The organism is Lacinutrix sp. MEBiC02595, from assembly GCF_053601555.1.
Genome location: NZ_JBSHNU010000180.1, coordinates 177,360 through 191,730 on the forward strand (window position 1 = coordinate 177,360; position 14,371 = coordinate 191,730).

At 29.7% G+C, this 14,371-nt stretch carries 20 protein-coding genes; all 20 read right to left on the reverse strand.

Features of this window, described 5'->3' with window-relative positions:
• Positions 1–15 precede the first annotated feature (15 nt).
• Positions 16–426: a hypothetical protein gene (locus ACVCZW_RS04505; RefSeq protein WP_452231747.1), complete on the reverse strand. Its 411-nt coding sequence runs from the start codon at positions 424–426 to the stop codon at positions 16–18.
• An 8-nt stretch (positions 427–434) separates the two neighbouring features.
• Entirely contained in the window at positions 435–791 is a 357-nt protein-coding gene (locus ACVCZW_RS04510; protein ID WP_452231748.1) for a hypothetical protein, read from the reverse strand.
• Positions 792–815: 24 nt separating this feature from the next.
• A complete protein-coding gene (locus ACVCZW_RS04515; protein WP_452231749.1) occupies positions 816–1,370 on the reverse strand; it encodes an REP-associated tyrosine transposase in 555 nt (184 codons plus the stop codon).
• Positions 1,371–1,505: 135 nt separating this feature from the next.
• The gene (locus ACVCZW_RS04520; RefSeq protein WP_452231750.1) at positions 1,506–1,955 is read right to left on the reverse strand and encodes a hypothetical protein; all 450 of its coding nucleotides are present in this window, start codon (positions 1,953–1,955) and stop codon (positions 1,506–1,508) included.
• 6 nt (positions 1,956–1,961) lie between these two features.
• Positions 1,962–2,192 carry a hypothetical protein gene (locus tag ACVCZW_RS04525; RefSeq protein WP_452231751.1) on the reverse strand — a complete coding sequence of 77 codons (231 nt, stop codon included), beginning with the start codon at positions 2,190–2,192 and terminating at the stop codon, positions 1,962–1,964.
• A gap of 156 nt (positions 2,193–2,348) precedes the next feature.
• On the reverse strand, positions 2,349–3,203 hold the full coding sequence (locus ACVCZW_RS04530) for a hypothetical protein (RefSeq protein ID WP_452231752.1): 855 nt from the start codon (positions 3,201–3,203) through the stop codon (positions 2,349–2,351).
• Positions 3,204–3,208: 5 nt separating this feature from the next.
• The gene (locus ACVCZW_RS04535; RefSeq protein ID WP_452231753.1) at positions 3,209–3,877 is read right to left on the reverse strand and encodes an RHS repeat domain-containing protein; all 669 of its coding nucleotides are present in this window, start codon (positions 3,875–3,877) and stop codon (positions 3,209–3,211) included.
• Between the two features lie 259 nt (positions 3,878–4,136).
• Positions 4,137–4,991, reverse strand: coding sequence for a hypothetical protein (locus ACVCZW_RS04540; protein WP_452231754.1), 855 nt, complete (start codon positions 4,989–4,991; stop codon positions 4,137–4,139).
• Positions 4,992–4,998: 7 nt separating this feature from the next.
• On the reverse strand, positions 4,999–5,637 hold the full coding sequence (locus ACVCZW_RS04545; RefSeq protein WP_452231755.1) for an RHS repeat domain-containing protein: 639 nt from the start codon (positions 5,635–5,637) through the stop codon (positions 4,999–5,001).
• A 52-nt stretch (positions 5,638–5,689) separates the two neighbouring features.
• Positions 5,690–5,989 (reverse strand): hypothetical protein, encoded by a 300-nt coding sequence (locus tag ACVCZW_RS04550; RefSeq protein ID WP_452231756.1) that lies wholly within the window; start codon positions 5,987–5,989, stop codon positions 5,690–5,692.
• 534 nt (positions 5,990–6,523) lie between these two features.
• Positions 6,524–7,384, reverse strand: coding sequence for a hypothetical protein (locus ACVCZW_RS04555; RefSeq protein WP_452227755.1), 861 nt, complete (start codon positions 7,382–7,384; stop codon positions 6,524–6,526).
• Complete coding sequence (locus ACVCZW_RS04560) at positions 7,384–7,734, reverse strand: hypothetical protein (protein WP_452227754.1); 351 nt, start codon at positions 7,732–7,734, stop codon at positions 7,384–7,386. Before ACVCZW_RS04560 ends, ACVCZW_RS04555 begins: the two co-directional genes overlap by 1 nt.
• A gap of 101 nt (positions 7,735–7,835) precedes the next feature.
• A complete protein-coding gene (locus ACVCZW_RS04565) occupies positions 7,836–8,573 on the reverse strand; it encodes a hypothetical protein (protein WP_452227753.1) in 738 nt (245 codons plus the stop codon).
• A gap of 3 nt (positions 8,574–8,576) precedes the next feature.
• Positions 8,577–9,173: an RHS repeat domain-containing protein gene (locus ACVCZW_RS04570; RefSeq protein ID WP_452227752.1), complete on the reverse strand. Its 597-nt coding sequence runs from the start codon at positions 9,171–9,173 to the stop codon at positions 8,577–8,579.
• A 52-nt stretch (positions 9,174–9,225) separates the two neighbouring features.
• Positions 9,226–9,525, reverse strand: coding sequence for a hypothetical protein (locus tag ACVCZW_RS04575; RefSeq protein ID WP_452231757.1), 300 nt, complete (start codon positions 9,523–9,525; stop codon positions 9,226–9,228).
• A gap of 535 nt (positions 9,526–10,060) precedes the next feature.
• Complete coding sequence (locus tag ACVCZW_RS04580; protein ID WP_452231758.1) at positions 10,061–10,744, reverse strand: hypothetical protein; 684 nt, start codon at positions 10,742–10,744, stop codon at positions 10,061–10,063.
• Position 10,745: 1 nt separating this feature from the next.
• Positions 10,746–11,675 (reverse strand): RHS repeat domain-containing protein, encoded by a 930-nt coding sequence (locus ACVCZW_RS04585; protein WP_452231759.1) that lies wholly within the window; start codon positions 11,673–11,675, stop codon positions 10,746–10,748.
• 393 nt (positions 11,676–12,068) lie between these two features.
• Complete coding sequence (locus tag ACVCZW_RS04590) at positions 12,069–12,425, reverse strand: immunity 51 family protein (RefSeq protein ID WP_452229868.1); 357 nt, start codon at positions 12,423–12,425, stop codon at positions 12,069–12,071.
• Positions 12,426–12,468: 43 nt separating this feature from the next.
• Positions 12,469–13,314, reverse strand: a complete 846-nt coding sequence (locus ACVCZW_RS04595; protein ID WP_452229869.1) for a hypothetical protein — start codon at positions 13,312–13,314, stop codon at positions 12,469–12,471.
• Between the two features lie 4 nt (positions 13,315–13,318).
• Positions 13,319–14,371, reverse strand: a 1,053-nt coding sequence (locus tag ACVCZW_RS04600) for an RHS repeat domain-containing protein (protein ID WP_452231760.1), incomplete at its 5' end; no start/stop codon positions are given.

The window sequence follows — 14,371 nt, forward strand, 5'->3', positions numbered from 1 at the left end:
CATAGAGTTTGAAATTTAATCTTTCCATTCTTTTATTAGCTCTTTTGAGAAAACAGACAATGATTTATGATCTTTCTTTTTACTAAATCCTGTAACTGCAATTCCAAATTCAAAAAAAACTTTAAAACCTACGGTGTTATATGGCTTTTCTTTTTTAGATAATTCTTTTATTGCATTTGGATCATTCAATATATCTAATTCGTTATATAGTACAGTATCGTTTTCAATAAATGAAACTTCATCGACAAGACCTTTTTTATTCAATCTCACTTTTATATTATTCCAATCTAATGTAGTTCTCTTTGAAAAAGAAACAGAAGTAGAATCAGGATCTTTGTTAAATACCTCAATTAAATTAGTTTTGGTCATCCCAAACTTTATATTACCTACAGAAACGTAAGGAATTAAATTATAAGTTTTTTTCATAATTATTCTTAATATGTATAAATCACAAATCTAGATTCTTCATTTGAAACGATTTCTTCAGTTGTTAAAGGAAAACCATTTGTACTGTAAGTATGAGTTAAAATAGAATTAAAAGAACCGCTTTTAGTGATAATATTGTTAGTTGTGTTAATAGGTGGAATTAATGGAAATACATGAGATATTTTATTAAATTCTTGATTTTCAAAAGCATTATTCAATGGCTTATTCCTATTGTCATATTCATAAGTAGTTAGAGAAGTCTCTCCATTTATACTTAATACATTACCATTGCTATCATTTGTGAAATTCTTTTCCACTTGCGCGTCATCTATAATCTCAGAACCTGGCGCGCTTTTGTAAAGCATGACTAATTGTTTTTCTATTTCAAATTACCATAGCGGATGTACTTTAACCGAAGGTATTTCTAAATTGTTTTCTTCATAGATTGCATAACTACTGTTTTTCCAATCTCTTTCATGATAAACTAATTCTGAAGCCACAGGATTATAATGTATATAATTTATACGTTGTTCTATTTTTTTGCTAGTATCTAAAATTACAGGATGAAATCCATCTTTCCAAACTTTAAAATTAACACCTTTCTTTACACGCTTAGCAGCATAATTAAATTTAGCTAAAAGCCATTCTCTTCTACTTTCAGGACTTTCTTTAATCGCTTTTATAAATTGTTTTGAGGTGTGTTTTTTAAAATCTCTAATAATGTCCTGCAACTCGTTTTCTTGAGAACTTATAATAAGATGTATATGACTACTCATATATATGTATGCATGTACGGTTAATCCTTTGTTAGCAATACAATAATTTAGAGAGTCATCTAATATTTTAAAATAGGTTGGTCGAATAAATAAATCTACCCAATCAATTATTGTTATAGTCACAAATGTTGGAACTGTACTATCTATAACTTTATATCTCTGAGACATTGTTTAAAGATAACAAATAGCATTGCAAATACTAAAGAAAATTAGACATACTTCACAGAAGTGCGCCAGTGTTACGGATATGTCGCGCGAGTGGGTATGGCACTCGTTACAAAGGAGCGCTAGCAAAGTAGCTTTTTATGCAGATAAATATAATTCATAATATTTTTTTCTTCCTTTTGAATAAAATCTTACTTCTCTTTTATCTTTCATTTTTTTCTTTCCAAATCCTGCTAAATTAATTCCAAGACCATAAAAATTAATAAACCCTTTAATTTCGTTTGAGGGTTTAGACCTTGTAATCTCAGATAATACTTCTATCAAATTTTTTGTTTCTAAAATATTTATGCCTTTGATAAAAAGAAGTGTGTTATCCATGTTTAATTGGTCTGAGAACCTTACGTCTACAAGTTTTTTTCTTATAAAGACTAAAATAAAATCTGGATAGTGAACTCTTACTTCTCCCATAATATTATCGTCTATTATATCACTTGGTTTACCTATAATATCCTCAATTTGATCTTTAGTCATACCAAACTCCATTTTTCCTACAGAAACAAAGGGAACTACATCATATTTTTTTTTCATTATATATTATTTTGAGTAAGCCATTTTTTTTAACTTTTTTTGTTGCGCTTCAGTTATTTTTTTCCTGAATCTTGCTCTATCAATAACATCTGCCATACTTTTTGAGTAATCATTTTTCATTAAACCAGATTTCGTTTTCGATTTAATGTCCATTATATCCATTTTCATTGCTTTGTCAAATCGACCATTTGATATATGTTGAGCTTGTTTCGCCCTGAAATCTTTAGCTCCTGGCATATTTTTATAGGATGCAGTTTGAGCATGGTCTGCATTACTATACAAAGTAAACTTACCGCATAAAAAAACCACAACTTTCGCTGTGGCTCTTTCCTTTTATGTGTAGCTACGAAGTTACAAACTTCGTAGAGCTGGTTACAAACCTCGCAGAGCTGATTATTCATAAAAATAATGTTTCTTATTCTGTACTTTAAAATGCTTTATTGTATCTCGCATTTCTTTTAAGCTTGTTAAGTCACCATCTATAAAACTTGAGCTACCATATAGAGTTAGTGCTTCTAATTTATTTAAAGGTTTTAATATTTTTGCATCTTGTAATTTTACAGATTCACTTAATATTAACCATTCTAAATTTTCTAATTCAGAAATCAAATCAATATCATTAATTTTTTTGCAAGAAATAAGTTTTAATTTTTTTAAGTTTTTCTTTAAGAATTGTATACCATTAATACTGAAGGCTCGTTTCATATAATTAAATTCTAGATATTCAAGAGCTGTGTTTTCTTTTAAAAAATCTAATCCATTAGGTATAATAGATAATGCTATTTTTAGATCTTTTAGTTTTTTATAGTTTTTAAATATTTCAATATTGAAAAAGGACTCTGTACCATTGTTTACTCCTATAGTTTTTAAATTTATTAATTTATTTAACCCTGTTATTTTATTTGTAAATGAAAAACCTAGATAATCTAAATTAGTAAGAGCAGATAAATCAACATCTACTTTTACATCAGATTTAAAAATTAGTAACTGCAAATTTTTTAAAGAAGATAATCCTTCAAAATTTTCAATTTGCGGACATGCTCCCATGTGTAATTCTTTTAAAAAGGGTAATTCTTTTAAAAAGTCTAAATCTTTAAGATTATATCCATTTTCATTAGATATCAACATTAAGTTGTCTATTTTTTTTTCTTTTACAAAAGCAATATTTGCTTTCATTTCATCAGAATTAAAATAAAAACGTGGTTCGCTTTTTAAATTAGGTTTTCTATATTGTTCTTCTATATTCATATATTTTAAATATAAGGAGTACCTGGTGAATTTATAATATTATAATTTCCTGGATTATCTATACCAGCTCCTCCAGTATCTTTTATCCCTTGTGCTTCACCTTTTAATGCGTCTAAACTTGTAGGGTGATTTGTTTGACTTTGTATTCCGAAATCTTTATCTGGATTCTCATTACTTAATCTATCTAATGATTCATTAGCTCTTTTGCCTTTTGTATCTCCAACTCCATGATATGGAATACCATCATCATCAACTATGACATAATGCTGTCTTAGTTTTTTACTATTAACAGAATTACCATGAGTTGAATCTTTTTTCTTTTTTGGTCCTGGTTTTCTCTTTTTACGACTACCATCTTTTTTCATACCATAATACTTTGATAAACCAAAAATATCAACCCAAGAATTGGAGTCACCAACATAATTGTATAAACCAAACTCGCCGCTATTTAAACCCATAGGATCTACAGAAATATACCTACCATCCTCAGGATCATAATACCTAAATCGATTATATGCAAGTTCTATCTCACTATCATAATACTGCCCTTGATACATAAAAGGGCAGGAGTTGTTGTCTCCAACAATTACCTTACCAAAAGTATCGAGTTTACGTTCCCAAGTTTGTTCGCCTTCTGCATTATGCATGCATTGCCAGCGCGCCAGCTGGCTCATTCGCTAAAAAGATCTACAAGACCTTTTTTATACGCTCTGTCCCCCAAATGGTCTGCTAAAATACTAAACTTTTTATTGTTTTTAAGTTTTGCAGTTTGCTGTTATTTCAAAGAGTATTTGTAATATAAAAGTAAAATAAAAAGGCACACTTATAAAAGTATGCCTTTTTTAAATTATGTTTAATACAATTAGTCACGCTTTACAAAAGCGCGCCAGTAGGAGTTACGGATATGTCGCGCGAGTGGAGAGCTGGAGCTGATTATTCATAAAAATAATGTTTTTTATTTTGTACTTTATAATGTTTTAAAGTATCTCGGATCTCTTTTAAACTTGTTAAGTCACCATTTATAAAGCTTGAGCTTCCATAAACTCCAAATGCTTCTAGCTTTTTTAAGGGTTCTATTATCCTAGCACTTTCTAATTTAACAGATTCTATAAACCCTAAAGATTCTAAATTAGTTAGTTCAGAAACTAAATGAATATTTTCAATTTTTTTAGAAGATGAAAAATTTAATTTTTTAAGATTATCTTTTAAATATTGAATACCTTCAATACTAAAGGTTTTTTTCATGTGACTAAACTCTAAAGATTCAATAGTTTTATTTTGTTTTAAAAAGTTTAATCCATCACTAATAATTGAAACTCCTATTTTTAAATCTTTTAATTTACTGTAATTCTCAAAAACATCTTTATTAAAAAAAGAATCTGTACCATTATTAACTCCTATTGTTGTTAGGTTGACTAATTTATTAACTCCTATTATTTTTGGAGTATATGAAAAACCTAAGTAATCTAAATTGATAAGACTAGATAAATTCACAGTTACATTTTTACCAGATCTAAAAATTAGAAATTCTAGCATTTTTAAATCGGATAATCCATTAAAATCCTCAATCTGATTACATGCACCCATATGTAATTCTTTTATAAATGGGAGTTCATTCAAAAAATTTAAATCCTTAAGATTATACCCATTTTCATTAGGTATCAACATTAATTTATCAATTTCTTTTTCTTTAACAAAAGCAATGTTTTTGTCTAATTCTTTAGAATTGAAATAAAAGAGAGGTTCACTTTTTAAATTTGGTTTTCTAAATTGTTCTTCTAAATTCATATTTTTTTTAGATAAAAGGCGCACCAGGCGAATTAATTACATTATAATTTCCTGGATTATCAATACCTGCACCACCAGTATTTTGGATACCCTGTGCTTCTCCTTTTAAAGCATCTAAACTTGTAGGATGATTAGTTTGACTTTCGATTTCAAATGTTTTTCCTGCATTATTTGGGTCTGCTTCTAATCTTTCTTTCGATTGTTGAGCTCTTTTTCCTTTTGTGTCTCCAACACCATGATAAGGTTTACCATCTTGATCTTTTATTACGTAGTGTTGTCTAGGTTTTTTACTATTTACAGAGTTACCATGAGTGTCGTCTTTTTTCTTTTTACGACCAGGTTTTTTACCAAATTGACCATTCTTTTTTCTATAAGTTTTTAGACCTAGAATATCAAGTAGACTGTTTGTATCGCCTACATAACTATAAAGATTATATTCCCCAGAAAGAAGTCCAATAGGATCTTGCGAAATATACCTTCCATCTTCAGGATCATAATACCTAAACCTATTATAGGCTAGCTCAATCTCAGCATCATAATATTGCCCTTGATACATAAAAGGGCAGGAGTTGTTATCTCCACGCTTTACCTTACCAAAAGAGTCTAAAGAACGTTCCCAAGTTTGTTCGCCTTCTGCATTATGCATGCTAGTTGGTGTACCTAAATGGTCTGCTAAAATACTAAATTTTTTGTTGTTTTTAAGTTTTGCTGTTGGTACTCGCCAACGCGCCAGCTGTATCTTCGTTAAAAAAGTCCACAGGACTTTTTCTTAACACTTGATAGTCTTCAAAAACCCAAGTTACAATACCATTGTCGCCAACGGTGCTATTACTTAAAATGTCTCCATTTTGGTTCTCTTTCCATTCGTGCAATGGTACGTTACCATCCCAAAGCCATTTTGTGGTGGTACTTTTAAAGGTTTTAGAAAGTCTTCTTCCTAAAGCATCATAGGTAAAATGTACTTGTAATTTATCTGGTCGTGTTACGGTTTGTAACATACCAGCAGCATTCCACTCGTATTGCCAGTGGTCTTTTTTACTTCTAAAAATGCTGCTACTACCTTTGTGCTTTTCGGTTAAAAAACCGTCGGCATCGTATTTATAGTTCCAGCTTCCTTTTTTCTCTAATCGTCCGCCGCTACTATATTCTCTATCGTTATGGTTGTGGCAAAAGAAACAAAATATGCTGCTGTTGGATTATGAAAATTATACTTTCTACTCATAACTTAAAAATACAAAAAGCTACCTAAATGAATAGATAGCTTTTATTGTTTAATTCTTTTGTAGAACTTACTCGGTACGGCACTCGTTACAAACGTGCGCTAGCGAGGGAGAAAATGAAGAAGCAGATCTTTTTAAGAATCCAGACATGCTTGCTCGTTTTAAAGATATTCTTTCGTTTTCAAATGAAAAACAAAATCACATCTTTTTCACTCTAGATTCTATGATTAAAGCTATTAAATTAGAAAAAATTTAAACCATAAAAAAACCACAACTTTCGCTGTGGTTCTTTGTTTTTTTATATAGTGTATTTTAAGCATAATCAATGTCTAAAGACTCAAAACCATGACTAAGAAAAAGCTCTTTATCTTTTTCTGAAAAAGGTTTTTTACAGCTGCTAACACTTAAATGTTTTAAATTCTTGTGCTTTAATAAAGCTTCTATATTGATAATTTTATTATTATCTACTAATTCTAAACTTTCTAAATTCTTTAACTCTAAAAACAAATTACAATCTAATTCTAACCTATAATAAACAAGTTCTAACTTTTTTAATTTTTTAACTTTAACAATATTTTCTAAGGCTATTTTTTTTCCTGTACAGCCTAATAATCTTAAATTCTCTATATTTGAGTTTTCTAAAGGAGTAAATAAATCCCATTTTTTACCATAATTTATAGTTAACTCTTTCAAATTAGGCAATTCCGCTATTGCTAAAAGTTTTTCGTTTTTCTTTTCAACAGTAAAATCATATTCAATACTTTCTAAACTGGTAAGTTCCCTTAAGTTTATTTCATAAGGGTGTAATAATTCAGGTACAGATAAGTGTTTTAGGGTATTAAATTTTAAATTTTCTGACCATTTTTCTATATTCTGTTTTGAATAAACCTGTTTAGTTAAAATTAATTCTTCAATACTTGTTGGAATATCAATTTTTGATAACCAGTCTATAGGTAGTCTAACTGATTTAAGGTTAGGTAGTCTATTTAAAAAAGAAGGCAATTCTTTTATTTCACTAATTTCATCACCGTGTATAGAAAATATAACACCATCAACTTCTAAAATATCTTCTTCTTCAGTAGGATATTCTTCAAAAGTTTTTCCTAACATTGTTTCTCTAGCAAAACGGTTTCTCCTTTCAACCGAAAAAGACCACTGTTTGAATTCTGTCATTATTTGTTATATGTTGTTTTCTTACCTTTTTTAGATGCATTATAGTCATCTATTAATTTTTTGTTTCTATCATTTTTATGAAGTGCTTCTGCTCTTCTTTGATTTGTTTTAAATCCATCATCTTGAACTTTATCAAGTTCTATCTGTTCATAATGTCTTAAAATATTTCCTTTATTACTTCTTTCTGATTTACCGCCTCCTGCTGTTACATTATCTAAATCTACTTCTACAATTTCAATTGTAGTGTCTGGTTTTTTAATTAAATCTTGAGCTTTCTTATGGCTCGTTTGAGATAACCTGTCATGATTTATTATCACCAGTAAATCAAGCAAATCAATGAACGTCTTCATTTCTACTTTCTCAAAAGTACAAAATAAACTTACTGCATAAAAAAACCACAGCTTTTAAAACTGTGGTTCTTTGTCTTTTATATAACTACGAAGTTATCTTTTTATTTTAAAATATCTTTTAAGGGCAAAGAAAATGTAATCTTATCTCTTGTTCCTAGAACTTTAATTGCATCTTGCTCTATTACTAATTTCTTAACTCTATGTGCATACCTATATTCATCTGGTACAGTTTCTAAAATAACATTGTTATAAATTTCTACTTTATCTTGATACAATTTTAAAGTTAAAATAAATTTGTCTATTGTAACAGCACAATGTAGTTCAGCTAATAGTTTCCTAGTTGTATCGGTTTTCTTTTTCCCAAGCCATTCGTTAACAAAGTTTTTTTCTTTTAACTCTTTATAAGAAGCTAGCATTTCTGAACTTGGAATCTCATATTTAGCTTCAATCTTTTTAAAGGTATCAACCATATATTCGTAAATAAACTCTCTAAATTCATTATCTGTTTTTAAAGAATCATATTTCGCTTTGTCAAAACGAATAAAAATACCAACACACTTACTTAAGGTTATGTATGATTCATCAATATTAGACATTTTTTCTTCAGGATAACCGTGAAGAAATGTAATTACAATGCCATTATAATCTTTGACTTCGAACTTCAGTTTCTTTAAGCAAGTACGTTCAATATAATTACATATATGTTTAGTTTTTAATTTTAAATTATAGCAATAATCATAACAATCGTCAACTATTTTTTCTTTATTCTTTTCATTATCTATTTTTAGAGAATCACTATCAATTTGAAGTTGAAAGTCTAAATGTTTTAATGTCTTCATAGATTAATCAATTTCGGGAGATGGACGTTTATGTATATTTCTATCTAGTGTTCCACTATGTTTATTAGTATTTCCTTGTTCCCATTCATATATTTTTCCTCTTGCATTTTTCCCTCCCTTTTGGTGCTCAACTATTTTTGATGTATAAGGACCATTCTTAAACTCTGTTGGCTTGTTGTTTAAGTTTTTCACTTGTTTGTCGGCTCTTTTAGATTGGTTTCCATCAAATTTCCCACTACTTACACCTGTCTTTACGACTTTCCCATCTTTATTGTAAATCTCATATCCATGTTGAGCTTTTGTGTTTCTTTTATCATTACCATGATACGATTTTAGACCTAAAGCATCAATCCATCCATTTGGGTCTCCAACATAATTATAAAAATTAAATTCTCCACTATTTAACCCAATAGGATCGACAGAAATATACCTACCATCCTCAGGATCATAATATCTAAATCTATTATAAGCCAATTCAATTTCAGGATCATAATACTGCCCTTGATACATAAAAGGGCAACTATTATTATCTCCTGTAATTACCTTTCCAAAAGTATCCAGTTTACGTTCCCAAGTTTGTTCGCCTTCTGCATTATGCATGCTCGTTGGTGTACCTAAGTGGTCTGCTAAAATACTAAATTTTTTGTTGTTTTTAAGTTTTGCTGTTGGTACTCGCCAACGCGCCAGCTGTATCTTCGTTAATAAAGGCCACAGGACTTTTTCTTAACACTCGATAGTCTTCAAAAACCCAAGTGACGATACCATTGTCGCCAACGGTGCTGTTACTTAAAATGTCTCCGTTTTGGTTTTCTTTCCATTCGTGTAATGGTACGTTACCATCCCAAAGCCATTTTGTTGTGGTACTTTTAAAGGTTTTAGAAAGTCTTCTTCCTAAAGCATCGTAAGTAAAATGTACTTGTAATTTATCTGGTCGTGTTACGGTTTGTAACATACCAGCAGCATTCCACTCGTATTGCCAATGGTCTTTTTTACTTCTAAAAATGCTGCTACTACCTTTGTACTTTTCAGTTAAAAAACCGTCGGCATCGTATTTATAGTTCCAGCTTCCTTTTTTCTCTAATCGTCCGCCTTTGCTATATTCTCTATCGTTATGGTTGTGGCAAAAGAAACAAAATATGGCGCTGTTGGATTATGAAATTTATACTTTCTACGCATACCTTAAAAATACAAAAAGCTACCTAAATGAATAGATAGCTTTTATTGTTTAATTCTTTAGTAGAACTTACTCGGTACGGCACTCGTTACAAACGAGCGCTAGCGGGGCCTTTACTGTATTCTCTATCGTTATGGTTGTGGCAAAAGAAACAAAATATGCCGCTGTTGGATTATGAAATTTATGCTTTCTACTCATAACTTAAAAATACAAAAAGCTACCTAAAGGAATAGATAGCTTTTATTGTTTAATTCTTTTCGTAGAACTTACTCGGTACGGCACTCGTTACAAACGAGCGCTAGCGAGGGAAATATTAATCAAAAAAATCAGCAAAAAAAACGATTAGTTCTTTTTTTGTAAAGTTCTTCTTTTCTTTTTTTTGTTCTAACAGAATTTTATTCCCTTCAATAATTATTTTACAATGCTCATTTTTATAATTTTTAACTTCAATAAAAGACCCTGTTTTTCGTAAACTTTTTATTTCATTAAAGAAATCACTTTTAGAAAAATAATTAAATTTATTTCCTGTAGACTTTACTCCAGTTGATAAATTTTTGAATTTCATTTTTACTATTGGAGATGGCTTTCGCCTCCAGTTTATAGTAGTTATCATATTTCTTCTCAAAAAAGAAAGTTCATTACCACTTTCATTACCCGAAAATTCACATTCATAGATTGGAAAAGCTGTATATTTGCTGACATCTGTCTCTGTTGAATCTTCAAAATTATTTTGATAAACTATTAATGAATTAAATTCAAGATTTTTAAAACTTACATTATTAATCTTATTGAAATTTGTTGTTATTTCTTTTTCTTTTAAATAATTACTTAACTCAAGTAAACCATTTTCTTCAAATTTTGAAAAATTTCTAATAGTAATTTCTATTTTTTTATTTTTTGCATTAAAGTAAAATGTATAAAACCCAAAAGAAGGTGTATTATTAATTTTATAATCAACACCTATATTAGTGTATTGCTCAAGATTTAATTCATTCATATTAATTAGAGTAATTTTTCCCGGTATTTTGATTGAAGTTCATTTTATTAGCACCTCCTTCACTTTTATTTGGTCCTATCTCTTTTACTGTTAAATTACTTTTTTTATTATACCACCTATTTCTTTGTGCTTTGGTTTGATTTCTACCTCTACTATTCCAATGTGCTACAACTGGTTCTTTATGTTCTATACTTACTTTACCTGGAGGAATTATATTACCTGTTTCAGGATCTATAACATTTCCGTTTTTATCTGTATGCTTTTTTATTACATCTTCTCGTACCTTTTTTTTATTTCCATGAGGATATTCTGAGTTACGTGTATGTTTCCCTTTTTCACGTTTTCTTCTATTTTGAGAATAAATACTTAATCCAAATACATCAATCTCACCATTAGAGTCATTTACATAAACATATAAGTTATATTCTCCAGAAAGCAGCCCAATTGGATCCACAGAAATATACCTACCATCCTCAGGATCATAATATCTAAATCTATTATAAGCAAGTTCTATCTCACTATCATAATATTGCCCTTGATACATAAAAGGGCAGGAGTTGTTATCTCCATGTATTACTTTACCAAAAGTATCCAGTTTACGTTCCCAAGTTTGTTCCCCTTCTGCATTATGCATGCTAGTTGGTGTACCTAAATGGTCTGCTAAAATACTAAATTTCTTATTATTTTTAAGTTTGGCTGTTGGTATAAAACTGTTCTCCTCAAATACCCAAGTAATAATGCCGTTGTCGCCAACAATGCTATTACTTAAAATATCTCCTAGGCTGTTTTCTTTCCATTCGTGTAAGGGTACGTTTCCATCCCAAAGCCATTTAGTAGTCGTGTTTTTAAAGGTTTTAGAAAGTCTTCTTCCTAAAGCATCATAGGTAAAATGTACTTGTAATTTGTCTGGTCGTATTACGGTTTGTAACATACCAGCATCATTCCATATATATTGCCAATGGTCTTTCTTGCTTCTAAAAATGCTAGAGCTGCCTTTGTATTTTTCGGTTAAAAACCCGTCGGCATCGTATTTGTAATTCCAACTTCCTTTTTTCTCTAATCGTCCGCCTTTACTGTATTCTCTATCGTTATGGTTGGTGGTTTCAAAAAGGTTACCAACATTATCTTGGTCACGTACTTGTTGGGTTCCATCTTGAAAGTTGGCTTGCTCTAAATGTCCTGTTGCTGAATACCCATATTTAGTAATCCCTTGTTTGCTATCGTCTGTTTTTTGTAACTTATTTTTACTGTGTAGGTTCTTTTATGTCAAGAAGCTTAATTTTGGAGAGAATTTTAAGAGTAATATAATTATGTTATAAAAAAATTAGCTATCTAAAATTGCTCTGGAGAAGAGGTCTTTTATTAGTGAATCATCTTCACAAGCAGCTTTAAATGAAATTGCAAATGACTTTAAAGACTCCTTATCATCTGAAAAAGCGCAAAACATACTGCCTTCTGGATCAAAATCAATAATATTTTTTAGCTCTGGTTTTTTTTCATTTAAAAACACTATAGCTAATGATGTCCAATCATAACCATTTCCTTCAAATCCTTCGTTTTTTCTTGATTCAAATATTTCAGTTTTATAGGTGCCAACAGTTAAACAAACGGCAAATGAACCATCATTGTGGTCTACCCAAAAAAAAGGTTTGACTTTAGACTCAAGCTTAACTATATTCATAAACCTTTTTTAGCTTAATCTCAAAATAAAATAATTAAATTAATTAGTGATTTTCTAACTCTTCTATTCTTTTAGCAACTGCTTTTTTTGAAGATGAAAGTAGGGAGTAATTGTCTCTAATGTTTCTTAGTTTTTCTAAATCTTCTTTTTGCATTAAAAGGATTGCAGTATTTAAAGCTGTAGCTTTTATAAGTTCATTTTTATTTTTTTCATCATAAAAGTCGGTAAGTAACTTTTTAATGAATTTATCTCGGTATTCAATTGAGATTTCTTGGTGTTGATTTCTTAAGTGTCTTGTTAATCTTTCAATAGCATCTTTTTTAGGTTTACATTCTAATGCTTTATAGATATATTCCCATTTCTTATTTGTATCAAATTCTCCACAAGATTGAGCTATACGTATTTTTAATCTATCATTTGCCTTATCAAATTTTGAGATTATTTTATCAAAAATAGCCAAATCATTGTATTTATATCTTGATGCTATATTACCAAGGCATAAAATTATGTTTTCTAATACTTTTACATTTTCATCATTTAATGCAAGACATAATATATCAATAGTTCTTGGTTCTTTTAGCCATAATTTATCTAACATACTTGTTTCGCGTCTTGATGCTTTTTCTAAATCTTTTGATGTGCTAATTCTAGTTTCTACATCATTAGATAAAATATCTTTTAAAGATCCTTCTAATTCTTTTTTTAATTTAAAATTAGTAGGAAATAATTCAATATAAGCTTCTTGTAATTGTTTGTTACTGTTATTTATAAATCCATTATGTAATAACAAATCTCTAGCAACTAAGTAATCATTTAAATCTTTATGCTGACTAATATCTTTATTTTCAATATCTTTTTTTACTTTTTCTATTAAATTTGTTTCATTCATTTTATTAATATATATCTCCTGTTGTATTTAAATCTACATCAATTGTACTAGAACTAGCAGAATGATAATGCTGACCATCATTTCTATTTGCATTTAGATCTAAGCCACCATCTGCATCTAATAACGCGGAACCTTCCATTTCTCTTATTCCTCCCCTAGAATCAGCATCACCGATAACTACCATCTCATCAAATGAGTCTTCTCCTTTTTGTCGCTTATGTTGCGACTTTCTCCTTTTAGGATGTTGACTAGTAATACCAACATAAACTACTTTTCCGTCTTTTTTTAGAACATATAGCTTTTGTTTATCCGTAAAAGTAGCTCCATCTTTATGTTTTTTTGAATAACTTTTCTTTAATCCAAATTCATCAATCCATTTATTTGGATTATTTACATAATTATACAGATTAAACTCTCCCGAAAGCAATCCTATAGGATCTACAGAAATATACCTACCGTCCTCAGGATCATAATACCTAAATCTATTATAAGCCAATTCAATTTCAGGATCATAATACTGCCCTTGATACATAAAAGGACAACTACTATTATCTCCTACAATAGCTTTACCAAAAGTGTCTAATTTACGCTCCCAAACTTGTTCACCATCGCCATTGTGCATAGCTATTGGCGTACCCAAATGGTCTGCTAAAATACTAAATTTCTTATTATTTTTAAGTTTGGCCGTTGGTATAAAACTATTTTCTTCAAAAACCCAAGTTACAATGCCATTGTCGCCAACGGTGCTGTTACTTAAAATGTCTCCGTTTTGGTTTTCTTTCCATTCGTGTAATGGTACGTTACCATCCCAAAGCCATTTGGTAGTCGTGTTTTTAAAGGTTTTACTTAAACGTCTTCCTAAAGCATCATACGTAAAATGTACTTGTAATTTATCTGGTCGTGTTACGGTTTGTAACATACCAGCAGCATTCCACTCGTATTGCCAATGGTCTTTTTTACTTCTAAAAATGCTGCTACTACCTTTGTACTTTTCGGTTAAAAAACCGTCGGCATCGTATTTATAGTTCCAGCTTCCTTTTTTCTCTAATCGTCCGCC